The organism is Sphingomonas sp. PAMC26645 (assembly GCF_004795835.1).
Taxonomy (GTDB): domain Bacteria; phylum Pseudomonadota; class Alphaproteobacteria; order Sphingomonadales; family Sphingomonadaceae; genus Sphingomonas.
The window spans coordinates 191,491-213,966 of record NZ_CP039249.1; the positions used below are offsets into that span (position 1 = coordinate 191,491).

The window sequence follows — 22,476 nt, forward strand, 5'->3', positions numbered from 1 at the left end:
TGGTACTGGGGTGTGAAGGCGACCTTCTACTGCCGCTCCCCCACCGTCTGAGCCCGCACAGACTTGAATTCCGACCCATCGCGCCATTCCGGCCACAACCGGCTGTTCGCCAGCTTCGTGCCGATCGTCTTGAACAGGTCCACGTCCTGCGCCGCGCCGCGCAGATCCCAGTCCACACCCCACGCGTCACACGTCTGGTGATAGCATTTCATATAGCCGTCGAGCCACGCCTGCCCCGCGGTCCGGCCGCCCTTGACCAGATCGGGTGCGCCGCTGATCGCCATCAGCAACAGCGTCGGCACGCCGCGCCGTGCGACCGAGAAATGGTCGGCGCGGTAGAACAGCCCGCGTTCGGGGAGCGCTTCCGGCGTCACGACGCGGCCTTGCGCTTTCGCCGCATCGCTGAGCATCTCCTCAAGACTGTTCTGGCCCGCCCCTACCAGCATGACGTCCTTGGCAGGGCCTGCCGTCTGGAGGATGTCCAGCGTCAGGTTGGCGACCGTCTTGGCGGCCGGATAGACTGGGTTCACCGCATAGGTCTCCGACCCGAGCAACCCGCGCTCCTCGCCGCTCCACAGCGCGAAGACGAGGCTGCGATCGGTGCGGGGGGCCTTGGCGAAGTTGCGCGCGAGTTCGAGGACGCCCGCCACGCCGAGGCCGTCGTCGTTGGCGCCGGGGCGGATGGTGCGCCCCTGCGCATCGGGCGCACCGATGCCGTACGCGTCCCAGTGCGCGCCGAACATCACGACTTCGTCCGCGTGCCTGGTGCCCGGCAGCTTGGCGAGCACGTTCTGGCTTACGGCGGTGTCGTGCTTGACCGGCAGGTCGGTGGTGAACGCCTGCTTCAGCGCGACCGGACGGAAGTCGCTCCGCCGCGCCGCCTTGCGCAACGCCGCCAGATCGAGGCCCGAGCTTGCGAACAACCGGGTCGCCGCACCGCCCTCCAGCCATCCCTGGAGCATCACCCGCGACTCGGGATCCTTCCGGACGATATCGTAATTCTCGCCGGCAGGGGCGGTGACCGTGTTCCAGCCGTAACCAGCGCCCGCCGTGTCGTGGACGATCAGCGCGCCGACCGCGCCACGTCGCGCGGCTTCCTCGTATTTGTACGTCCAGCGGCCGTAATAGGTCATCCGGCGATCACCGAACTTGCCCTTCGCATCGTCGCCGGCGACCGCCTCGAAATCGGGATCGTTGACGAGGAACACCGCGACCTTGCCCTTGAGGTCGAGGCCCTTGAAGTCGTCCCAGCCGCGCTCGGGCGCGCTGACGCCGTAACCGACGAACACCATCGGTGCGTTGGCGATCGCGACGCGGTCGACGCCGCGGACGGTGCTGAGATAGACGTCGCGGCCCTGAACGAGCGCGGTGTCGCCGGCGCGGACGGTGCCCGCGCCCATCCGGGTGTGGACGAGCGGCACGGGTTGCGTCCAGCTGCCGTTCGGGCCGCCGGGTTGCGCCTTCATCGCCTTGAACTGCGCGATCAGCCAGGCGATCGTCTTGGTCTCACCCGGCGTTCCGGGCGCACGGCCCTCGAACGAGTCGGAGGCGAGCGTCTTCACGTCGGCGGACAACCGCTCTGGCGAAACTTGCGCCACTGAAGGCGACGCGGTCAGCAGCGCGGCAGCGGTAAGATAGCGAAGCGCGCTCATGCCCGGCCGCCCGACGGCACGACCTGGAAGGTCTTCGCGGCCGGCACCGCGTTCGCCTGATATGCGATCGCCAGCGCCCATCCGGCCAGCACCGCCATCAGCGCCCAGGTCGCCAACGCACCCCCTGCCCGCGGCACGCTCGACGTCGTCCGGTCCATCCCAAACGCGTGAGCGATTCGCGCGATCACGAACACCGCGCCGGCGATCCACAGCCATAGCGTCGATCCACCGGCGAGCTCGATCAGCCCCATCAGGATCAGGATGAACGGCGCATATTCGGTGAAGTTGGCATGCGCGCGCATCCGCGCCTGCAGGCGGTGGTTGCCGTCGTCGCCGATCAGCACGCTTTCCTTCACGCGCATCGGCACGATTCGGAAGGCGAGCCACAGGTTGACGACGGCGGCAGCCGCGGCGATCGTCAGCGTTACGGGTAATATCACGGCGTTGCCCCTCGAATATCAGGTCTTTTGTCAGGCGCACGCCCTGCCACTCGAGATCAAGGGTTGCAACGTGGGGGGCGGAAGCTTGCAACGCGGGGTGAAATCGCTATAGCGCCACGCTTCGCGAGCGTCAGGCCGCATGGGTTGCTTCAGGCGGCCGGCATTCTTGTCGGTTGCCTGTGTCCTGTGTCCGGACGTACTCGGAGCCCCGACCTTTAGATTGAACAAGGTGCCGAAATGGCCGTCCCCAAAAGAAAAACCTCGCCCTCCAAGCGCGGCATGCGCCGTGGCCACGACTCGCTCACGATCGCGTCGTTCCAGGAATGCCCCAACTGTGGCGAATTGAAGCGTCCGCACAACCTGTGCGGTTCGTGCGGTCACTATAACGGTCGCGAAATCCTCTCGATCGAGGGCTGAGGCTTCCGTCCGGAACCTCTAACTTGAACGAAGGATAAGCGATGCCCGACAGCGGCTGGATCGCGGTCGATGCGATGGGTGGCGATGACGGGCTGGCAGTGATGCTCGCCGGTGTCGCTCGCGCGCGTCATCAATTCGAGGGCATGCGCTTCCTGCTGGTCGGCGACGAAGCTGCGATTCGCGAGGGGCTGAAGGCTCATCCGAACCTATCGCAGCATTCGGAGATCGTCCACGCGCCGGAAGTCGTCGGGTCGAGCGACAAGCCGACCCAGGCGATTCGGCGTGCCAAGAAGACCTCGATGGGCATCGCGATCGACCTGGTGAAACAGGGTCGCGCCGCCGCTGCGGTGTCGTCGGGGAATACCGGCGCGCTGATGGCGATGGCGAAGCTGTCGTTGCGGATGCTGCCCGGGATCGACCGGCCGGCGCTCGCGGCGCGTCTGCCGACGCTCGGCGACACCGACATGGTGATGCTCGACCTCGGCGCGAACACCGAATGCGACGCGCGCAACCTCGTCCAGTTCGCGATCATGGGCGCCGCCTATGCCCGCACCGCGCTCGACATCCCGCATCCTCGCGTCGCGCTGCTGAATATCGGCAGCGAGGACATGAAGGGTACGGACGAGATCCGTGATGCGGCGGCCCAGCTGCGTGCGACGCCCGCTGTCGACATGCAGTTCAACGGCTTCATCGAAGGCGACCGCCTGTCGCGCGGCGAGGTCGACGTCGTCGTGTGCGACGGATTCTCAGGCAACATCGCGCTGAAGACCGCCGAGGGCACCGCGCGATTCGTCGCCGACCTGCTCAAGCGCGCGTTCCGCAGTTCGGTGCGGTCGAAGCTCGGCTTCCTGATCTCACGGCCGGCGACCGAGTTGCTGCGCGATCACCTCGATCCCAACAATCACAACGGTGCGGTATTCCTCGGGCTCAACGGCATCGTCGTGAAGAGCCACGGCGGCGCTACCGAGCGCGGCGTCGCGACGGCGATCGGCAATGCCGCCAAGATGGTGCGAAACGATCTGGTGCGGCGGATCGCCGATGATCTTGGCAGCGTGGAGAAGGCGGCATGATCCGTTCGGTCGTCATCGGCACCGGCTCCGCCCTGCCCGCGCGTCGCGTCTCGAACGCCGAGCTGGCGGAGCAGGTCGATACGAGCGACGAGTGGATCGTCGAGCGCACCGGCATCCGCTTCCGTCACATCGCCGGCGAAGGCGAGACGACCGCGACACTGGCCGCCGACGCATGCCGCGCGGCTTTGACGGCGGCGGGGATCGAAGCCGACAGCATCGACCTGATCGTTCTCGCCACCGCGACCCCCGACCAGACCTTCCCCGCCAGCGCCACCAAGGTGCAGGCTATGCTCGGCATCAACGATTGCGTCGCGTTCGACGTGGCGGCGGTCTGCTCGGGCTTCCTGTACGCGGTGCAGGTGGTCGACAGCATGATCCGCAGCGGCGTCGCCAAGCGCGCGCTGGTGATTGGCGCCGAGACGTTCAGCCGCATCCTCGACTGGGAAGACCGGACGACGTGCGTGCTATTCGGCGACGGCGCCGGCGCGATCGTGCTGGAGGCGCAGGAGACCGCGGACGAAGGTGGTCGCGGCATCCTGACGACCAAGCTGCACGCGGACGGCCGTCACAACGCGCTTCTCTATGTCGACGGCGGCGTCTCGACGACCGGCACCGTCGGCAAGCTGCGCATGAAGGGCCGCGAGGTCTTCCGCCACGCGGTCACCAACCTGGCTTCGGTGATGACCGAGTCGCTGGCGATGGCTGGCTTGTCTTCGGATCAGGTCGACTGGGTCGTGCCGCATCAGGCGAACGCGCGGATCCTCGACGCGACCGCGCGCAAACTGGGCCTCGCGGCGGGCAAGGTGGTGGTCACCGTCGACCAGCATGCCAACACGTCGGCCGCCTCCGTGCCGCTCGCGCTCGACGTCGCGGTGCGCGATGGACGTGTCCGACAAGGCCAGATCGTCGTACTCGAGGCGATGGGCGGCGGGTTTACCTGGGGCGCGGCGGTTATCCGCTTCTAATCTCGTAGAAAGAGATCGATTCACTTGTAGAACAAAAGTTCTTCCGGTCGCGATCCTGCTTGTGTAGAGAAGCGCCGAGACTGGGAGCTTGCGAATGACGATGACCGGTACATTGACGCGCGCCGATCTGGCCGAGTCCCTCCACCGCGAGGTGGGATTGTCGCGTGCGGATTCCTCGAAGATCGTGGAACAGATTCTTTCCGAGATGTGCGGCGCACTGTCCGAAGGCGAGAACGTCAAGATCTCGGGGTTCGGCACGTTCGTACTCCGCGACAAGGGCGAGCGGGTCGGCCGTAATCCGAAGACGGGCATCGAGGTGCCGATCGCACCGCGTCGCGTCCTGACGTTCCGCGCGAGCCAGATGATGCGTGAGCGCATCGTCGGCGCCGACTGATTCTGTAATGCCCGATGACGCCGATACTTCCGGTGGCGATTTTACGGACGACATCGACGTAGCGGGCGATCCCGGTTCCGACGACGGCAGCACATCCTTAGGTGCCGTGGGCATAGCGACGGCGGGGCCGGGCAAGGCGGGCGCTGCGTTCAGGACGATCGGCGAACTCTCGCGTGAGACCGGCCTGCCACAGCATATCCTGCGCTATTGGGAGACCCGGTTTCCGCAGTTGCGGCCGCTGCAGCGCGCGGGGAACCGGCGCTATTACCGTGCCGAGGATGCGGTATTGGTCCGGCGCATCGATACGCTGCTCAACCGCGAAGGTTATACCGTCCGCGGCGTGCAGCGACTGCTTGCGGCCGAAAAGACAATGCCGGTCACGACCGACACAATCGAGCCGGTGATACCGGCGCTGCGTGCGATCCGCGCGCTTTTAGCGCAGGCGTTGGTCGAGGACGGCCGGCGCGCATAGCGCGTAACTGGCCGTCGTGAAGGGGAGAGGGGAAGGACGACGCCCTCCCCCCTCGCCGATCTCAATCCTCGCTGCCGAGCGTCTTCTTGGCGGCATCAAGCGCTGCCTTGCCGCCCTTGCGAACGGTCTTCACTGCGTCTTCCGACGCCTTCTCAACCGTTGCACCTGCCTTGCGACCAAGCCCGATCGACTTCGCCATCGCACGGCGCGCTTCCGAATAGGTCGCGGCGACCATCGGATAGTCGGACTTCAGGTTGAAGCGCTCGCGATACTGCTCCGGCGTCATGCCGTTGGTCGACAGGTGACGACGCAGCGTCTTGTACTTCTTGCCGTCGAGCATCGAGATGATGTGATCGGGCGATGCCAGCGACTTGCGGACCGAAACGGCTGGCTCGGACGTCGGCTGTGCTGTTGCCTCGGGCTCCGCTTCGCCATTGCCGACCAGCTTCTCGACGGCCGAATGCATCGCGACGAGGAACGCAGGCACGTCGTCGGCCGCAGTGCGCGTATTGGGGTTGGCAAGCCATGCTGCCGTCAGTTCGGCGGCGAGCTCGACTGTATTAAGTGTATCGGTCACGGTATGTCCTTGAATTCGTAATGCACCCCTGCTGGCAGGCGCCTACTATATTTGTATGAAATTGAACACCAGGTGTTTAACATACGTGCATCATTACATTTTGTTCATCGTCCGACATAAATATAATCGGCTTGACTGATACTGGCTGGGCTTCGTCGCTACTCCGGCCCCGCTCGGTAGATGTCGGAGTAGATGATCAAATCTATGAAACGTGCTGCATCGCGCGCGCAACACGGTAATATCACGCCGCATTAAGCGTATTGCATCCTTACCTATCATGGATAGGCGGCGCGGAAGTCCGGTGGGTAACTAGCGTTACTTGCTTATCGGCACGGATTTTGCGGAAGGTCGCCGGCGACCCTCTCGCTCGCGGACTGCCCGCGACATCGTGACGAACAGTCCTGTACCGCGAGTCCGACGCCTATTTCGCCGACGCGACAATGCAATATAACAGGATTGGCACGCCGATCACGAGGATCATTAGGATAAGATTCACGTCGATGAAGCGGTTCAACCAGTTCGGCTGCTTGCGAGCGCGACGATCGCCATCATCGGCAGAATAGTTTTCGACGATCTCCAGTTCGAACTGGTTCGAGAAAAAATGCTTCGGCCTCATTCTAAGGAAGGGCTGCGAGGCGCGATCCTGCAGTTCGACGTCATGATCCGCCAAAGGGCGACTATCTTTATCAGGGTTCTGTTCCGACACTGTGCGGTTTCCGTTTACTCGAGATCATGGGCGCGCAGAGCACGTCCCAAAGCTCAGATCGAATAAAGCCCGAACTCGAACGGCGAACAGCCGCGAGCTCGGGCTAACCGCGTGCGGCGAGTTGACCCGAATGGTCGAGAAAACGCTTATGTGTCGCAGGAGCGTACATGCAAGTTACATCGGAGCCGTGACCATCAATGTCAACACGCATGGGACGTGACTTAGAGGCCGCTCGACGTCAGCGACTTGGTCTTGCTGCCAATTAAAGACGGTCGGGCAGCGGACGTGCCGCCCGACCGTCAGGGCTTCACCTTCAGGCGAGCGTCAGGCCGACATCGACGTTGCCGCGGGTGGCGTTCGAATAGGGGCAGATTTCGTGTGCGGCATCGACCAGACGCTGCGCTTCGGCGCGGTCGATGCCTGGCAGCGACACGGTCAGGTCGGTGGTGATCCCGAAACCGCCAGCCGAACGCGGGCCGATACCGACTTTCGCGGTGACCGAGACGTCGTCGGGCAGCTTCACCTTCAACTGCTGGCCAGCGACCTTCAGTGCGCCGATGAAGCACGCGGAATAGCCGGCTGCGAACAGCTGCTCGGGGTTGCTGCCGTCGCCGCCTGCGCCGCCCAGTTCTTTCGGCGTCGAGAGCGCGACGTCGAAACGGCCGTCCTGCGACCGTGCATGGCCGTCGCGGCCGCCGGTTGCGGTAGCTTCGGTGGTGTATTTTACATCGACGGACATGCTGAAATCTCCATATTGCTTATCGCGATAACGATCTATGATGTGGCGGTACCGAAGTCCAGTAAGATTTGCCGCGATAAGCAATTTTATGTACGGTCGAGCGTGAAGGAGCCTGCCGTGTCCGATCCCCTGCCCCTCGACGACCAGCTCTGCTTTTCGCTCTATGCCGCGACGATCGCGATAAATCGCGCGTACAAGCCCGTGCTCGACCGGCTCGGCATCACCTATCCACAGTTTCTCGTCCTCCAGACGCTCAACGAGGCGGAGGATGGCTGTTCGATCGGCGCGATCGCCGAACGGTTGGCACTCGAACCGAGCACGATCACGCCGTTGGCGAAACGGCTGGAGGCGGCGGGGCTGGTCACGCGCATCCGCAATCCCGCCGACGAACGACAGGTGCGCGTACGTCTAACTGAGACCGGCAGGGCGCGGTGGGCGGAGACAGGGTGTCTTGGCCCGCTGATCGTCGAGCGGTCCGGCATGACGCAGGATCGACTCGCAGCCCTGAACGTGGAGGTCGCGGCGCTGCGGCGAGCACTTGCAGGGGACCGTTCGGCGATGCAGTGACGCTCGTAACGCGCCAATTCTGCAGGCATGACTGACGATCGGTCGAACGAGGCCGACTGACTCGGCTGGGAAGTACGTACGCGAAGATCGACGCCTACCCGTCCTTATCGTTTGGTGTCCAAGAACCCGCGTACGGCTGAGATCGTCGCGACAGGCTGTTCTTCCATCAGCCAGTGGCCCGAGTCCGGGATCACCACCTGCGTCACGTCGCTCGCGGCGAACCGCATTACCGTCGCCATCATCGGCCCGAACGACTTGGCGCCACCGATGGCAAGCACCGGCATGGTCAGCTTGCCCGCCGCGACGAAGCCGGCATTGTCCGCTGCGTCGCGGTCGAACGCGGCGAACTGCGCAAAGCCCGCGTGCATCGCGCCGGGCCGGGCATAGAGCGCGGCATAATGAACGCGGGAGGCTTCGCTGAACTTCGCCGGTGACGCCGAGAACTCGTTCCAGAACCGGTCGAGATAGATGCGCTCGCGACCCGCGACGAGCCGCTCCATATCGGGACCGCCGAACCGGAAATGCCAGAGCAGCGGGTTCTTCAGCAGTTCGTCCCACGGCCCGATGCCGGGCAAGGGCGCGTCCATCAGGACGAACCGGGTAACTCGGTCACGGTTCCGGGCGGCGAAGGCATAGCCGACCATGTTGCCGATATCGTGCGTCACCAGATCGGTCCTATCGATCTGCAGCGCGTCGAGCACACCGACCATGTCGACTGCCTGCGTCGACTTGTCGTACCCGCCCGCCGGTTTCGATGAGAGGCCCATGCCGCGCAGGTCGGGAACGATCACCAGGTGGTCGCGCACCAGATCGGCGGCGAGCAGCGCCCACATGTCACCGGTCTCGCCATAGCCGTGCAGCAACAGGACCGCCGGACCGTGGCCCCCCGCGCGCACATGGATCGTCGTACCGTTCGTCACGACATCGCGTTCGGTGAAGCCGGGTGGGAACGGCTGAACTTGTGCCAGCGCGGGCGTGGCGACGAGTATCGCCAGGATGGCGGCAGCGGCATGTCGTAACATCGCGGTGCTCCTGGGCAGCATTGCCGCTGCAACTGGACAGGAGCGTGCCGCGCGAGCACCGTTCGCACTAGCCGGCAAAAGCCGAAACCGCCTTCCGGGATTGTCGAACGATGATGAAGCTCGACGGTATTGCGGCGTTCGTTGCCACCGCGGAAGCGGGGTCGATCAGCGCGGCGGCGCGGCGCTTGGGCAACGCCAAATCGGTGGTCAGCGAACGACTGGCGGAGCTGGAGCGATTGCTCGACACGCGCCTGATCCAACGCACGACGCGCAAGCTGTCGCTGACCGAGGACGGCCAGACCTTCCTGCCGCGCGCGCAGCGGATCCTGTACGAGGCAGCGGAAGGCGCCGCGGAGATGGCGGCACGGCGTGGCACGCTGGTCGGGCCGCTGCGCCTGTCCGCGCCGGTCGGCTTCGGCGTGCTGCATCTCGGACCAGCAATCTGTCGCTTCCTCGCCGACCATCCGGGCATCGACCTGACGCTCGAACTCGACGACCGCTTCGTCGATGCGGCGGCCGACGGCTTCGACGCGGTCATTCGCCACGGCACGATCGCCGACACCAGGCTGGTCGCCAAGCGGCTCGCCACCAGCCAGCGCATCCTCCTGGCCTCGCCCGCCTACCTCGCGCAGCACGGCGTGCCGCAAAGCGTTGCCGACCTCGAAGCGCATTGCGGCATTCTCTACGCGAACCGCGATGCCGACTGGCGTTTTGCGAGCGCCGACGGGTGGACCGTCGTGCGACCGCGCGCCGCGCTACGCGTCAACAATGGCCTAGTGATGCGCGACGCGGCGCGCGCCGGTCTGGGCATCACGTTGCTGCCGACGTTCTTCGCACATGCCGATGTCGCGACCGGGGCCTTGGTCAGGATCGATATCGGCTGCGCGGCCGAGGGTGCCGAACTGTACATCGCCTATCCGCGAGAGCGCAGCGCATCAGCGAAGATCGCTGCCCTGACGCTGAGCCTCAGGGGCTCGTTCGGCGATCCGCCCTATTGGGACTTGCCGCCGAGCGATCGCGGCGTGCCACCTTCCGCCTAGGATCGCATTCCGGGATACGCCCGGATAGGCTGCGGCGTTTCGATCTGGCAGGGAGGCCGTGATGACGACGCTCGCCAAGCCCTTCGTAGAGCCCCATACCCCCTCCCGCGCCACTACCGTCCTGCCGACGGTCGCCGACCTGCCCTGGCTGGTCGGGTATGCGCTCGCGTTCCTGGCGGCGCATCATATCGCCGCCGAATGGGGCGGGCGCGGTTTCTATTCGCTGCTGTATCCCGCTGCCGGCTTCCGCATTGCGCTGCTGTGGCGGCGTGGGCCGCGCTTGACCGTTGCGATCATCGTGACCGAGATCCTCGTGCAGATTGGCACCGGCGTGATCGATCCGCGGTCGGCGGGATGGCTGACCGCGCTGATCGGCGTGATCCGTCCGCCGCTGGTCTATGGCCTGATCGTGCTGCTGGTCCGGACGATGGCGGATCGTGCGCAGACGAGCATGAGCGTTGCGCCGATGCCGCTCGGCCTCGCCTCGGTCGGCGCGCCCGCCGCCGCTGCGTTGACCGCGCTGCCCTGGTCGTTGCTACGCCCCGATCTCACCGGCGTGTCCGGACTGCGCGAGACGGTGACGTCGCTGACCGGGTTCGTCGTCGGCGACCTGCTCGGCGTCCTGCTGCTGGCACCGCCCCTGCTCTGGGTGGCGGACCTTGCGACGGGCAGCGCGTTGCGGCCCGGACGCCCGAGCATGGCGTCGGTCGCGGAGGCCGTGGTGATCCTGGTCGCGTCGTTCGCGATCGAGATCCTGCTCGCGCGGATCGGCCTGGGCACGCCGCATACCCCCGTCCTGCTCGCGGTCGCGTGGATCGGGCTGCGGTTCGGGCGACTGGCGAGCTGGCTGGCGATCGTCGTCGTCGCGGCGATGGTCCTGCCGCAAACCGCGATGCCGATGGACATGGGCGGGCGCCTCGCGCTGCACATGAGCCTCGCCTCGATCATGGTCGTCGGGTATCTCGCCGGCAGCTTCGCCGACGCACAGGCCAGGGTGCGCGTCGACCTGGAACGCCGTGATCGCCTGTTGTTCCAGGCCGAACGGTTGAAGACGTTGCGGGCAATGTCGGTGGCGGTCATCCACGAGATCAGCCAGCCACTCTCGACGCTGGCGATCGAGGCCAAGCATCTGCACGAGCTGACCGTCTCGGCCGATGTCGAGATCGCGACCACCGCGGCGCTGATCGATCGCAAGGCCGCCGCATTGTCAACGCTCGTCCGCCGGCTCCGGCGGTTCGGCGGACGGACGGTCGACGTGCCGACGCCCCTGCCGCTCGCGACGTTGATCGACACCGTCGCGGCGCTGGCCCGGCCCGAGGCGAAATCGCACGGTGTCACGCTGTCGATCGACGCCGTTGCGCCCGACCTCGTCATCCTCGCGCAGGAGGTCGAGCTGGCGCAGGCGATCGTCAACCTGGTGCGCAACGCGGTCCAGGCTTGTGGCAACGGCACCGTGACGCTCGGCGTGACGCGCACGAACCGAGGCGTGGAGCTGGTGGTCGTGAACGGATCGCGCCCGACCCGCCCCGAGCAACCCGGCATGGGCGTCGGCATCCTCGTCGCCCGCGCGATCGTCGAGGCGCATGGTGGCACCCTGTCGCGCATCACCGATACGGCGGGGCAAACGCGCGCGACCATTGCCCTTCCGCTCGTTGGAGAGCCCGAATGACCGATACGGCGTGTGGCATGGTGTATGTCGTCGATGACGACCAGGACCTTGGCGCTGCGGTCGCACGTCTGCTTCGCCGTCACGGTCATGTCGCGGAACCGTTCTTGGATCCGGCCCCGTTGCTGGAGGTGTACGAGCGCGCCCCGGCGCACTGCATCGTCACCGACGTGATGATGGGCGAGATCGACGGGTTCGACTTTGCCGATCGCGTCCGACTACTCGACCCCGCGGTCGCGATCATCTTCATGACCGCGTGGCCGACGACCGCCAACGCAGTCGATTCGGTGCGTCGCTATGGCGGCCTCGACTATCTCGAAAAGCCGATCGACGAGGACCGGTTGCTCGCCGCCATCGCCAAGGGCGTCGCCTGGTCAAAGGCGCAACGCTCCGCACTCGCACGGACCGCGGGGCTGACGCCGCGGCAGCGCCAGGTGTTCGACCTGCTCGTGAAGGGCCACAACAACCAGGCGATTGCCGCCGCGCTCGACATCAGCCCGAAGACGGTGGAGGATCACCGTGCCGCGATCGTCGCGAAGACCGGCACCAACGGCATCGCCCAGTTGATCGCGCTCGCACGGTAATCCCCGCGGTCGATCGGACCACCGGATGGGTAAGCTTGATGTGGATTCGGGCGATGCGGTCGGCGGCCGCTGGAATGCTGGGACCGCTATTCGGTCGATGCGCGCTGACCGGTCTCGATGCGCCATCCTCGGCGCTGTCGGCAATGCATGACGCGTCTCGGTATATTTCCCGGATTGGGTGCGCTTCGACACCGGGATACGCATTCTGGACGATGATCCAACCAGATCGGATGAGAATTGCGCGCTTTGAAGGAACTCTCGGTTCCCTGTCGCATGAATGTCGGCGGCAAATGGTCGAACGGATGCATTCATGACGTGTCCGACAAGGGCCTGCTCGTATCAAGCAGCGAACCGCCGATCCTCGGCACCTATGTCGACATCCGCCGCGGGACCCTCGTCATCATTGGTCGCGTGGTGTGGAACGGTGGCAGCCGCTTCGGCGTCCGGACGCAGGATCCGGTCAGCCTGGCTGCATTGCTGAGCGAACCCGTCCTGAAACATCGCCCCCCCGCCGCCGACGCCGACCGCCGCGCGATGAAGCGCGAACAGTCCGCCCGGCGGATCGTCGAGCAGACCGACCGTACCAAACGCCGCGCATCGGCATTCCAGTTCGTCTGCCTGGCGATCATCGGCGCGGGTATCGCCTGCTTCGCGGCCATGTCCTGTTACCAGGCGCTGGTGGCTCCCCTCGGTACGACCGTCGACGTGCTCGCTGGTGCGGTGAGCTGACGCGCCTGCGGGGAACGACAGTTTCCAGCGCGCCGTGCTGCCGAGCGACGCGAGCCGGAGGCTTCGCGGGACAGCACCTTCACATGGCTATGCGACCGAAGCCGATCGGTTGGTCCATTCGATCATCTTGGTCGTGGCGACGGCGGTTCGCGCTTCCGTGCCGACGATTTGCTCTTGCGTGGTAGTCGAGTGCAGCGACTGGACCTTCAGCATCGCCAGGATCACCACGACGTCGCCGCCTTGCACGGACAACGTGGTTTGAGAATTCGACGGCTTGATGCCGTTGCGCGCCATTGCGGTCTCGACGGTGTACGTGCCGGGCGGGACCTCGGCCATGACGAATTGGTTCATCCGGATCTGCCCCGACGCGACGCCGTGGATGTCGATTTTCATACCGGCCATGCCACCCATGAAGCGCGCCGCACGACATAGATCCGCGCGCTACCCGCAGCCGGCCGAAGCGTCCGCGCGTCCGCAATAACGGCAGGCGGCGCAGTCTTGCCGACCCTGTTGCCGGACAGCGACCAGATCACGAACGCGGTGGCGGCGACGAACAGCCCCCCGAAGATCACGACCGCCGCGCCGCCGGACAAGGATTGCGCCCCCGTCATGCCGAATATCACGCCGAAGAATGCCGCTATCCCGGTGAGAACAAACCATTTAATATTATTCGGCCTCATACCTACTCCTCGGATATTCTACCGCGGTTCACGATTGTTCGCCGGTCTTTGCCGATTACTGTTCGCGTAATAGCTCGCGACATTGCTTGATCAAGGTCGCCCCGATGAACGTTCGAACGCCGCGGGTCGCTTTGCCCTGCCGTGCGCGGCCGGCACCAGCCGACTGTCGCAACGGCGCCCGCCCCGCTAAGGAAGGCGTCGCAATCATCGGGACTTGAGACAGACGCATGGCGCGCAAACATTCGAAACACGGTCCCTATGAAGATCCGCAGGCCGAGGAGGACGCGCCCGTTGCGATCGTCGCGTGCTGGCTATGTGGTCGCCCGACCGGCAAGACCATCGTCTGGCACCATCCCGTCCCCAAGAGCCGGGGCGGCCGCGACGTCGTGCCGATGCATCCGATCTGCCAGCAGACGCTGACCGCGAACTTCACCAATTCCGAGCTGCAACGCCACGGCATGGACGTCGAGGGACTGCTGGCCGACCCGGCGGTGCGCAAGTTCGTCGACTGGGTCGCGAACAAGGATCCCGATTTCACCGCGACCCTGACCAAGAAACAGCGCTGATCGCAGGGCGGCGGTGCCTGCCCGCATCTCGACAGCGAGATGACGGCACACCACATTCCGGTCAACGGAGTGCCGCCATGACCAGTTACCACAAGACCGAAGATGCCGTCGCCGCGCTGACGCCCGAACAATACCGGGTGACGCAGGAGAATGCGACCGAGCGCCCCGGTTCCGGTGCGTTGCTGCACACCAAGGACGCGGGGATCTACGTCGACATCGTCTCGGGCGAGCCGCTGTTCGCCAGCGCCGACAAATACGAGTCCGGTTGCGGTTGGCCGAGCTTCACGCGGCCGATCGAACCGGCGAACGTCAAGGCCAGGCGCGACTGGTCGATGCTGATCCCGCGTACCGAAGTTCGTTCGGCGCATGGCGACAGTCACCTGGGTCACGTCTTCAAGGACGGTCCGAGAAGCCGTGGGGGCCTGCGCTACTGCATCAATTCGGCAGCGTTGCGCTTCGTCCCGCGCGAAGAGATGGTGGCGCAAGGCTATGCCGCGTATCTCGATCAGGTCGAGGAAGTTCCGGCCCGGACCGAACGCGCGGTACTCGCCGGCGGATGCTTCTGGGGGATGCAGGACCTGATCCGCGCGCTGCCCGGCGTGGTCTCGACCCGCGTCGGCTATTCGGGCGGGGACATCGCCAATGCGACGTATCGCCGCCACGGCAACCATGCCGAAGCGATCGAGATCGTCTTCGATCCGGCACGCACCGACTTTCGCACGCTGCTCGAATTCTTCTTCCAGATCCACGACCCGACGACGGTCAACCGGCAGGGCAACGATCGCGGCGCGAGCTACCGCTCGGCGATCTTCTACACCGACGACGATCAGAAGGCGGTCGCGCAGGAGACGATCGCCGACGTCGAGGCATCGGGCCTATGGCCGGGCAAGGTCGTGACCGAACTCTCCCCGGTCGGCGATTTCTGGGAGGCCGAGCCCGAGCACCAGGATTACCTCGAGCGCAAGCCGAACGGCTACACCTGCCATTTCGTCCGCCCGAACTGGAAACTGCCGCGCCGCGCCGAAGCGGACTAAGCGCGGCGCGAACGGTGATCAGCCTGCCTTGCGCTGCCAATTGTCGCGTTCGGCGAACACGCGCGTGACCTCCGCCATGTTTTCGGTCCCATAGGCGCATAGCGGAGCCAACGCTTCGGCCAGGCTCCGCCTTATTGGCGTCAGGCTATAATCAAGCCGCGGCGGGACCCTCATGTTGGTCGGTCCGCGTCAGCACAGAGGCCGCCTCCTGAGCGCGCCCGCTCGTTGCAGTTCGAGCGGACACGGGCGGCGCTTGCGGGAAATCCTGCCGCATCCTACCCCGTGTCATCGCATCCAAAGGAACACGCGTTGTCCGTCAAACTGCTGCTTGCCGCTTTCCTGTCCACGACCGTCTGCAGCGCCGCGGCGAGTGCGCAGGCGCTGCCGCCTCCCGTCGCGCAGCCCGGTGAGAGTGCGGACGATGCGCGGCTCAAGCGGGTGTTCTACGACAGCGACGAGGCGAGCCTGAAACGCAATCCGATCGAGGGGATCTTCCGCGGCGATTTGCGCTATGCGGACCGGCTCGGCGATTATCTGACCGATGCGTATCTGGCCGCCGAACGCGCGGCGATCGAGCATGATCTGGCCGCGCTCAAGACGATCGACCGGACGAAGCTGACCGCGACCGACCAGATCGCGTACGACGTGTTCAAGACGCGCAACGAGACCGACCTTGCCGGCTACGCCCCCGCAATCGTCAGGGTCGAGCGCGACCTGCCGATCGACCATTTCAACGGGTTCCAGACCTTCTATCCCGACCTCGCATCGGGCAAGGGCGCAGCGCCGTTCAAGACGCTCGTCGACTATGAGAACAACCTGAAGCGCAACGCGCAATATGCCGCGGTGCTGGACCGCGCGATCGGGCTGTTCCGCCAGGGCATGAAGGACAGGATCGTCCAGCCTAAGCTGGTCGTGACCAACATGATCCAGGAGTTCGACAACCTCATCGCCGAAGGTGTCGAGGGATCGACCTTCTACGGCCCGGTGAAGACCTTCCCCGCGTCGATCTCGGCGGCCGACCAGACGCGACTGAAGGCGGCCTATGCGGCGCAGATCCGCAATGTCATCACGCCTGCGCACCAGCGGATGCGGGACTTTCTCGCCAAGACGTATCTGCCGGTTGCGCGCGACACGGTAGGCCTGTCCGCGCTGCCCGAGGGCGATGCCTATTATGCGTATCTGATCCGCAAGAACACCACGCTGCCGATGACCGCCGAGCAGGTCCACCAGCTCGGCCTGTCCGAGGTCGCGCGGATTCTGAAGGGGATGGAGGCGCAGAAGCAGGCGGTCGGGTTCAAGGGCGATCTACCGGCTTTCTTCACCTTCCTGCGCACCGACAAGCAGTTCCAGCCGAGTTCGGTCGACCAGTTGCGCGACGGCTATCGTGCGATCGAGAAGCGCATCGACCAGCGCATTCCCGAGCAATTCTCGCTGACGCCGAAGACCGCGCTCGAGATCCGCCCGGTCCCAGCCTTCAAGGAAAAGACCGAGGCCGGTGGCTCGTATCAGGGCGGAACGCCTGACGGCCTGCGGCCCGGGGTATTCTATTACAATACCTACGACCTGCCTTCGCGCTACATGTGGGAGATGGAGACGCTGTTCCTGCACGAGGGCGTGCCGGGGCATCATTTCCAGATCAGTCTCGCGCAGGAGAACACCGCGCTGCCAGCCTTCATGCGGTTCGGTGGCAACACCGCGTATGTCGAGGGCTGGGCGCTGTATGCCGAAAGCCTGTGGAAGGAACTCGGCATGGAGACCGATCCTTATCAGCGGATGGGCGGGCTGAACGACGAGATGCTGCGCGCAATGCGGCTGGTGGTCGACAGCGGCATCCATGCCAAGGGTTGGACGCGCGATCAGGCGATCGACTACATGCTCGCCAATTCGCCGATGGCGCGGACCGATGCGACTGCCGAGGTAGAGCGCTACATCGCCATTCCGGGGCAGGCACTGGCGTACAAGATCGGTCAGCTGACGATCGCGCGGACCAAAGCGAAGGCGCAGGCGGCACTCGGCGCGAAGTTCGATCCGCGTGATTTCCATGCGCAGGTGCTCGATACCGGATCGCTGCCGATGCCGGTGCTCGAACGCAAGATCGACGCCTGGATCGCTGCCGGCGGCGGGGCAGCGAAATAATCGTACGGGCGCTACCCTGCTAGAATGGTTCGGTTGGCGCCTGGTGGACAGGGTTTATCCCTGCCTCGCCAAGCGCCAGTCATGAACCGCGGTGGGGACGACGCGTGAGCAGCTTGCCCGCCTAGCGCCTAGGCCTTCCGAAGCGATTTGACCGCATGATCGGCGGCGCGTGCGGTCAGGGCCATGAAGGTCAGCGACGGGTTCACGCACGAGATCGACGCCATCTGCGCGCCGTCGGTGACGTAGAGGTTCGAGGCGGCGTGCGCCTGGCTCCATTCGTTGAGCACCGAGGTGCGTGGGTCGCGGCCCATGCGAGCGCCGCCCATTTCGTGGATCGCGTCGCCGGGGACGTGCTCGCTCTCCGAACTCTTGACGTTGGTGAGCCCTGCACCTTTCAGCATCGCCTCGCCCTGCGCCCGCGCATCGGTCATCATCTTCAGTTCGTTGTCGCGGAAGCGGACGTCGAAGCGGACCAGCGGCACGCCGAACCGGTCGACCTTGCTGGCGTGCAGCGAAACCTTGTTGTCGGCATAGGGCAGGCACTCGCCGAACGCGCCCATGCTGAAGCGCCAAGGCGCGTATTTGCGCATGCCCTGCTTCATCGATGCACCGAACCCGACCGGCGCGGCGGGGTTGCGATACGCGCTGCCCTGATAGCCATAGCCGCGCTTGAAGCCGACGCCCTCGTCGCCGCCGATATTGCGGAAACGCGGCACGTAGACGCCGCCTGGACGGCGACCGAATTCGATGAACTCCTCCATGCCGGGGATGTCGCCTTCGATCCCGACGCGGAAGATGTGGTCCATCACATAGCGGCCCAGCGTTCCGCTCTCGTCGAAATAGCTGCGGTCGCTGCCCGGCGCGCGCGAGTTCAGTAGGATCTGCGTCGACGCGATCGCCGAGGCGCATAGGAAGACGAGATCGGCGTTGACCGTTTCCGCCTTGCCGGTCTTGGCGTCAATGTAGCTGACGCCGGTGACCTTTTTGCGTGTCGCGTCGTACACGAGGTTCGTGACGACGGAGTCCGACTTGAGCGTCAGGCGGCCGGTCGCGCGCGCGGCTGGCAAGGTCACCGCCTGGGTTGAGAAATAGGCACCGAACGAGCAGCCATTGCCGCACTGGTTGCGGAACTGGCATTTCGTGCGGTTCTGGTCGGGCTTGTCCTCTGTCATGTTCGACAGCCGCGTGTTGATCAATTTGCGGCCGGGGAACTTGGATTCGAGACCTTGCTTCAGCCACTTCTCGGCGACGTTCATCGGCATCGGCGGTTGGAACTCGCTGTCGGGCAAATAGGCGAGGTTCTCGCGCGAGCCGGACACGCCGATGTATTTCTCGACATAGCTGTACCACGGCGCGACGTCGTCATAGCGGATCGGCCAGTCGCCATCGAGGCCGTCGCGCTTGTTCGCCTCGAAATCCTCCGGGCTCCAGCGGAAGCACCAGCGGCCCCAGATCAGCGACTTGCCGCCGACCGCGCCCGGCCGGATCCAGTAGAATTTGCTGCCCTCGTCATAGGCGTACGGGTTCAGCCGGTCGTCGTTGTGGAACTCGCGGTTGCTGGGCTGGACATAGCCGTGCTTGGCGATGAAATAGTCGCTGTCCACCAATGGCTTGGGCATAATGTTACGCGCGGGGACCTCGTAGGCGGGCTTGCCGTCATAGGTGTAGCCCTCGCCGTGCTCGACCATCTTGCCGCGGTCGAGCATCAGGACGCGGAGGCCCTTCTCGGTCAATTCCTTCGCAGCGAAACCGCCGCTGACGCCCGAACCGATTACGATCGCGTCGAACCTGTTGGTCTCGGCCATGATCTTCCTCTCCTAATATCCTGTAAGAAACGCGCCCGTTCAGAAGCGGCCGATCAGAACCGAAGCGCGCGCAACGTCCGGAAACTCGTGGTGATGTCGGGCAGGTACGGCGCGGGGGCCTGGTCGTTCTCGACGTAGAAATGCCGAACGCCGGCGCTGCCCTTCAGCTGGAACAGCGCGGCGAAATCGACCGTCCCCGCACCGACCGCCGCCATGCTGCGATCGGGCCGCATATCCTTGACGTGATAGGCGTAGATCCGCTGCGAGAGACGCTCGATCAGCGTCGTCAGGTTCTCGCCGGCATGCAGCGCCCAGTAGAGATCGAGCTCGAGCTTCACGAGCGCGGGATCGGTCTCTTTCAGCAGCCGCTCGTACAGGCTGACGCCGCCCGGTTTGGTGGTGAACTCGAAATCGTGGTTGTGATAGGCGAAGCCCAGCCCGGCCTTTTTCAGGTCGGTCGCGAACCGGTTGAAGTTCGGCAGCGCCGCGGTCCAGCCCGCCTCGTTGCGATGCTCGTCGGTCATGTACGGGAGCACGACCGTGGTCGCGCCGAGCGTCTTGGCCATCGTAACCGACTGGTCGAACCGCTGGAGTAGCGCGTCGTAACCGATATGCACCGACGGCGCGGTCAGGCCGAGCTTGTCCATCGTCCGGCGCAGCTGCGCGTGGTCCATGCCCTCGTAGCCGCCACCGCCAAATTCGACCTCGCGGTAGCCGATCTTCGCGACCTGCCCGAGCGTACCGAACGGGTCCTTCGAGAAGATGTCGCGGATGGTGTAGAGTTGCAGGCCGATCGCCTTCAACTGTGCCGCGGAGGCAGTCGGGACGAACGCGAGGGCGGCGACCGCGCCGGAGCCGGCAAGCAGGTTTCTACGGCTGAGGATCATGCGGAATACACCTTGTTGACCTGAGAATAGGGGAATGCGCCGTTATACTCGCCCGGCACGGGCAAATATTCGCGCTCCTGCGTCATGCCGATTTCCGACGTGTAATAGCCGGTGACGACGAGTTGGCGGAACGCCTCGAAGAAGACCCCGCCGGACGGGATCTGGTCGTTCATCGCCAGCGTGAGGAGCGCGTCGTGCTGTGCCGCGGTCGCCTTTGCGCCGGGGACCTTGTAGTCCGCCAAGCTTCGCGCCTCGATTGCGTCGAGGCCGGCGAGGATCGGCACCCGATCAGCGGGCGCAGCCCAATCGGCGAGCAACTTTTCGATAAACGCGGGGACGCCGGCCGCAATCGCGCCTGGCGTATCGGTGGTCGGCAGCACGCGTTCGCTGAGCGCGGTCATCAGCGCGCGCTGAGGGGCCGTGAAGACCGCGACACTTGGCGGGCCTTCGCTGATGACGGGGATCCCCGCCGCGGCGCCCGGTGTTGCAGCGATCCCGGCGGCGCGTGCGATCGGCGCATACAAAGCCGTGCCGAACATGGCGACGACACCGGCGAGTGCTGTTCTGCGGTCGATCATTTACCGTCCTTCTTCAGGTCCTGCGCAATCGCCGCTTGGGTCAACGGACGGACCCAGATGTTGCGAAACGACACCGGTGAATCGTGATCCTGGAGCTGGATCGGTGCGGCATCGGCGTGCGCGGTGTAACTGGCCACCTTGCGCCAGATGGTGGTGCCGAGCATCGCCTGGTGGTTCTGGACGAGCACGCCGTTAAGCAACGCGGTGACGTAGGCCGGGCGGAGCAGGCTGCCGTCGGCAGCGAAGCGGGGGCGCTCGAACACGATGTCGTAGGTTTGCCACTCGCCGGGCCGGCGCGCGGCGTTCACTAGCGGCGGCTTCCAGCCGTAGACCGCGCCAACGGTGCCATCGGCGTAGGTCGGGTTCTGCGAGCCATCGAGGATCTGCAGTTCGTAGCGCTGCATGAACCAGATGCCGCTGTTGCCGCGATCCTGTGATGTCTTGGTCGGCGGGTTGGGCGAGCGGAATTCAAGGTGCATCTGCACGTCGCCGAAGCTCTGTTTCGAGACGAGGTTGTTCTCGCCGCCGCTTTTCGCGCGCGAGGGGATCGTGAGGACACCGTTCGCGATCGGCCAAGCGATGCGATCGGGTTTCCATGCGTCGAGCGAGCGTCCGTCGAACAGCACGACCGCGTCGGCGGGCGGACCGCCGGGGGTCGCGGCCGGGGCGACGATGACCGGCGCGGGGCGGTCGGCATCATGGACGTGCCACTGGCCGCCCGGCAGCATCGGCGTGTCCTTGAAGCCGGGCTTATCCTGCGCCGCAACTGGCCCCGCCAGCGCCACGATGACGCTCGCCATCACCACCGTCTTCATCCCCATCCCCTTCATGCTGCGTCGATCTCGCGGTAGGCGGCGATCAGGCGATCCTCGCCTGCGCGGCCTGCGATCGAATTGCCGTGTTCCATGCCGATCACGCCGGTGTAGCGCTTCGCCTTCAGCCACTTCACGACCGAGGCGAAGTTGATCTCGCCGGTCGACGGCTCGTTGCGACCCGGATTGTCGCCGAACTGGATATAGCCGATCTCGCTCCAGCAGGTGGCCAGCGTCGGGATCAGGTTCCCCGACTGGATCTGCTCGTGATACAGGTCGGCGAGGATCTTCACCGCCGGGCTGTTGGCCCCGCGCGCGACCGCATAGCCCTGCGAGATCGTCTGCATGTAGACGCCGGGATGGTTGGTCCGCGTGTTGAGCGGCTCCATCACCATCGCCGTGCCCGACGGCGCGACGATATCGCCCGCGCGGCGCATGACGTCGATCACGCGCGCCGTCTGGATATCGACCGGAACCTTCGGGTCCATGAAGCCGGTCACGACGGTCATCCGCTTTGCATTCAGCCGCTTGGCGACGTCGAGCGAGGCGCGGATATCGGCGAGGAAAGCCTCGCGCTCGGCGCCGTCGTTAGCGCCGAGGAGCGGCCGCGACTTCGCCCATTTCGGCATACTGGCGACGAACACGCCCATCGTCATGCCGCGCTGCGCCAGCGCCTTGGCCATCTGCTCCTGCTCGGCGACCGACCGCGTTGCCGCCTCATTGTCCTCCCAGGCGGTGAACCCCTGGTCGGCGGCATAGGCGATCTGCTCGATCCGTCCGCCGCGACTGGCGAAGCTGCCCTCGTGCGGCGCGTAACCGAGCGAGAACCGTGCGGCATTGCTGCCGCGGCGCTGGGCGGCGATCCCGGCGGGGACCAGCGATGCCGCGGCACCGGCGGCGAGCAGGGTACGGCGCGAGAGCGTCATGCGCACGGCGCG

At 65.3% G+C, this 22,476-nt stretch carries 27 protein-coding genes; 13 read left to right on the forward strand and 14 right to left on the reverse strand.

Annotated features, from left to right (window positions below; all coding sequences use genetic code 11):
• Positions 1 to 26 precede the first annotated feature (26 nt).
• Together E5673_RS00940 and E5673_RS00945 are read right to left on the reverse strand one after the other, a co-directional pair.
• Positions 27 to 1,652, reverse strand: coding sequence for a M28 family metallopeptidase (locus E5673_RS00940; protein WP_136188581.1), 1,626 nt, complete (start codon positions 1,650 to 1,652; stop codon positions 27 to 29).
• The gene (locus E5673_RS00945) at positions 1,649 to 2,092 is read right to left on the reverse strand and encodes an MAPEG family protein (protein WP_136188582.1); all 444 of its coding nucleotides are present in this window, start codon (positions 2,090 to 2,092) and stop codon (positions 1,649 to 1,651) included. The genes E5673_RS00940 and E5673_RS00945 overlap by 4 nt, the downstream gene beginning before the upstream one ends.
• Before the next feature lie 237 nt (positions 2,093 to 2,329).
• Between E5673_RS00945 and rpmF the strand changes: the two genes are divergently transcribed.
• The 5 genes from rpmF (at position 2,330) to E5673_RS00970 (ending at position 5,410) form a co-directional block, all read left to right on the forward strand.
• Positions 2,330 to 2,509 carry a 50S ribosomal protein L32 gene (gene rpmF / locus E5673_RS00950; RefSeq protein ID WP_056054400.1) on the forward strand — a complete coding sequence of 60 codons (180 nt, stop codon included), beginning with the start codon at positions 2,330 to 2,332 and terminating at the stop codon, positions 2,507 to 2,509.
• A 41-nt stretch (positions 2,510 to 2,550) separates the two neighbouring features.
• Complete coding sequence (gene plsX / locus E5673_RS00955) at positions 2,551 to 3,579, forward strand: phosphate acyltransferase PlsX (protein WP_056054397.1); 1,029 nt, start codon at positions 2,551 to 2,553, stop codon at positions 3,577 to 3,579.
• The gene (locus E5673_RS00960) at positions 3,576 to 4,544 is read left to right on the forward strand and encodes a beta-ketoacyl-ACP synthase III (protein ID WP_136188583.1); all 969 of its coding nucleotides are present in this window, start codon (positions 3,576 to 3,578) and stop codon (positions 4,542 to 4,544) included. Before plsX ends, E5673_RS00960 begins: the two co-directional genes overlap by 4 nt.
• 94 nt (positions 4,545 to 4,638) lie before the next feature.
• A complete protein-coding gene (locus E5673_RS00965) occupies positions 4,639 to 4,938 on the forward strand; it encodes an integration host factor subunit alpha (RefSeq protein ID WP_056063634.1) in 300 nt (99 codons plus the stop codon).
• 112 nt (positions 4,939 to 5,050) lie between these two features.
• The gene (locus E5673_RS00970) at positions 5,051 to 5,410 is read left to right on the forward strand and encodes a MerR family transcriptional regulator (RefSeq protein ID WP_247599708.1); all 360 of its coding nucleotides are present in this window, start codon (positions 5,051 to 5,053) and stop codon (positions 5,408 to 5,410) included.
• A 61-nt stretch (positions 5,411 to 5,471) separates the two neighbouring features.
• Here the strand turns inward: E5673_RS00970 and E5673_RS00975 are convergent, their stop codons facing one another.
• The 3 genes from E5673_RS00975 to E5673_RS00985 form a co-directional block, all read right to left on the reverse strand.
• Positions 5,472 to 5,987: a MucR family transcriptional regulator gene (locus tag E5673_RS00975; RefSeq protein ID WP_056490139.1), complete on the reverse strand. Its 516-nt coding sequence runs from the start codon at positions 5,985 to 5,987 to the stop codon at positions 5,472 to 5,474.
• Positions 5,988 to 6,408: 421 nt separating this feature from the next.
• On the reverse strand, positions 6,409 to 6,693 hold the full coding sequence (locus E5673_RS00980; RefSeq protein WP_136188585.1) for a hypothetical protein: 285 nt from the start codon (positions 6,691 to 6,693) through the stop codon (positions 6,409 to 6,411).
• Positions 6,694 to 7,006: 313 nt separating this feature from the next.
• Complete coding sequence (locus E5673_RS00985) at positions 7,007 to 7,432, reverse strand: organic hydroperoxide resistance protein (protein WP_136188586.1); 426 nt, start codon at positions 7,430 to 7,432, stop codon at positions 7,007 to 7,009.
• Positions 7,433 to 7,549: 117 nt separating this feature from the next.
• On the opposite strand from E5673_RS00985, the gene E5673_RS00990 reads away from it, so the two are divergent.
• A complete protein-coding gene (locus E5673_RS00990; RefSeq protein ID WP_210731784.1) occupies positions 7,550 to 7,999 on the forward strand; it encodes a MarR family transcriptional regulator in 450 nt (149 codons plus the stop codon).
• Positions 8,000 to 8,103: 104 nt separating this feature from the next.
• Here E5673_RS00990 and E5673_RS00995 read toward each other — a convergent pair whose 3' ends face one another.
• Positions 8,104 to 9,021 (reverse strand): alpha/beta hydrolase, encoded by a 918-nt coding sequence (locus E5673_RS00995; protein ID WP_136188588.1) that lies wholly within the window; start codon positions 9,019 to 9,021, stop codon positions 8,104 to 8,106.
• Positions 9,022 to 9,131: 110 nt separating this feature from the next.
• Between E5673_RS00995 and E5673_RS01000 the strand changes: the two genes are divergently transcribed.
• The 4 genes from E5673_RS01000 to E5673_RS01015 all read left to right on the forward strand — a co-directional run bounded on the left by E5673_RS01000 (position 9,132) and on the right by E5673_RS01015 (position 13,040).
• The gene (locus E5673_RS01000) at positions 9,132 to 10,061 is read left to right on the forward strand and encodes a LysR family transcriptional regulator (protein WP_136188589.1); all 930 of its coding nucleotides are present in this window, start codon (positions 9,132 to 9,134) and stop codon (positions 10,059 to 10,061) included.
• A 61-nt stretch (positions 10,062 to 10,122) separates the two neighbouring features.
• Entirely contained in the window at positions 10,123 to 11,730 is a 1,608-nt protein-coding gene (locus E5673_RS01005) for a HAMP domain-containing sensor histidine kinase (RefSeq protein WP_136188590.1), read from the forward strand.
• Entirely contained in the window at positions 11,727 to 12,311 is a 585-nt protein-coding gene (locus E5673_RS01010) for a response regulator (RefSeq protein WP_136188591.1), read from the forward strand. The genes E5673_RS01005 and E5673_RS01010 overlap by 4 nt, the downstream gene beginning before the upstream one ends.
• Positions 12,312 to 12,584: 273 nt before the next feature.
• Positions 12,585 to 13,040: a PilZ domain-containing protein gene (locus E5673_RS01015; RefSeq protein WP_107955500.1), complete on the forward strand. Its 456-nt coding sequence runs from the start codon at positions 12,585 to 12,587 to the stop codon at positions 13,038 to 13,040.
• Between the two features lie 87 nt (positions 13,041 to 13,127).
• Here E5673_RS01015 and E5673_RS01020 read toward each other — a convergent pair whose 3' ends face one another.
• Both E5673_RS01020 and E5673_RS01025 read right to left on the reverse strand, forming a co-directional pair.
• Positions 13,128 to 13,442, reverse strand: coding sequence for a hypothetical protein (locus tag E5673_RS01020; protein ID WP_136188592.1), 315 nt, complete (start codon positions 13,440 to 13,442; stop codon positions 13,128 to 13,130).
• The gene (locus E5673_RS01025; RefSeq protein WP_136188593.1) at positions 13,430 to 13,720 is read right to left on the reverse strand and encodes a hypothetical protein; all 291 of its coding nucleotides are present in this window, start codon (positions 13,718 to 13,720) and stop codon (positions 13,430 to 13,432) included. Before E5673_RS01025 ends, E5673_RS01020 begins: the two co-directional genes overlap by 13 nt.
• Before the next feature lie 227 nt (positions 13,721 to 13,947).
• Here E5673_RS01025 and E5673_RS01030 point away from each other — a divergent pair, with 227 nt between their 5' ends.
• Positions 13,948 to 14,286 carry a hypothetical protein gene (locus E5673_RS01030; protein ID WP_107955498.1) on the forward strand — a complete coding sequence of 113 codons (339 nt, stop codon included), beginning with the start codon at positions 13,948 to 13,950 and terminating at the stop codon, positions 14,284 to 14,286.
• A gap of 77 nt (positions 14,287 to 14,363) precedes the next feature.
• The gene (locus E5673_RS01035) at positions 14,364 to 15,320 is read left to right on the forward strand and encodes a bifunctional methionine sulfoxide reductase B/A protein (RefSeq protein WP_136188594.1); all 957 of its coding nucleotides are present in this window, start codon (positions 14,364 to 14,366) and stop codon (positions 15,318 to 15,320) included.
• An 18-nt stretch (positions 15,321 to 15,338) separates the two neighbouring features.
• Here the strand turns inward: E5673_RS01035 and E5673_RS19520 are convergent, their stop codons facing one another.
• Positions 15,339 to 15,494, reverse strand: a complete 156-nt coding sequence (locus tag E5673_RS19520; RefSeq protein WP_168711540.1) for a winged helix-turn-helix transcriptional regulator — start codon at positions 15,492 to 15,494, stop codon at positions 15,339 to 15,341.
• Between the two features lie 135 nt (positions 15,495 to 15,629).
• Between E5673_RS19520 and E5673_RS01045 the strand changes: the two genes are divergently transcribed.
• Positions 15,630 to 17,456, forward strand: coding sequence for a DUF885 domain-containing protein (locus E5673_RS01045; RefSeq protein ID WP_136188595.1), 1,827 nt, complete (start codon positions 15,630 to 15,632; stop codon positions 17,454 to 17,456).
• Between the two features lie 128 nt (positions 17,457 to 17,584).
• On the opposite strand, the gene E5673_RS01050 is transcribed toward E5673_RS01045, so the two are convergent.
• Genes E5673_RS01050 through E5673_RS01070 form a run of 5 tightly spaced genes read right to left on the reverse strand, consistent with a single transcriptional unit; the run spans position 17,585 to position 22,464 of the window.
• Positions 17,585 to 19,261 (reverse strand): GMC family oxidoreductase, encoded by a 1,677-nt coding sequence (locus E5673_RS01050; RefSeq protein WP_136188596.1) that lies wholly within the window; start codon positions 19,259 to 19,261, stop codon positions 17,585 to 17,587.
• A 53-nt stretch (positions 19,262 to 19,314) separates the two neighbouring features.
• On the reverse strand, positions 19,315 to 20,148 hold the full coding sequence (locus tag E5673_RS01055; protein WP_136188597.1) for a sugar phosphate isomerase/epimerase: 834 nt from the start codon (positions 20,146 to 20,148) through the stop codon (positions 19,315 to 19,317).
• Positions 20,145 to 20,726, reverse strand: a complete 582-nt coding sequence (locus E5673_RS01060; RefSeq protein ID WP_136188598.1) for a gluconate 2-dehydrogenase subunit 3 family protein — start codon at positions 20,724 to 20,726, stop codon at positions 20,145 to 20,147. The genes E5673_RS01055 and E5673_RS01060 overlap by 4 nt, the downstream gene beginning before the upstream one ends.
• Positions 20,723 to 21,556 (reverse strand): DUF1080 domain-containing protein, encoded by an 834-nt coding sequence (locus E5673_RS01065; protein WP_247599507.1) that lies wholly within the window; start codon positions 21,554 to 21,556, stop codon positions 20,723 to 20,725. Before E5673_RS01065 ends, E5673_RS01060 begins: the two co-directional genes overlap by 4 nt.
• Positions 21,553 to 22,464 carry a TIM barrel protein gene (locus E5673_RS01070; protein ID WP_136188599.1) on the reverse strand — a complete coding sequence of 304 codons (912 nt, stop codon included), beginning with the start codon at positions 22,462 to 22,464 and terminating at the stop codon, positions 21,553 to 21,555. Before E5673_RS01070 ends, E5673_RS01065 begins: the two co-directional genes overlap by 4 nt.
• Positions 22,465 to 22,476: the final 12 nt, after the last annotated feature.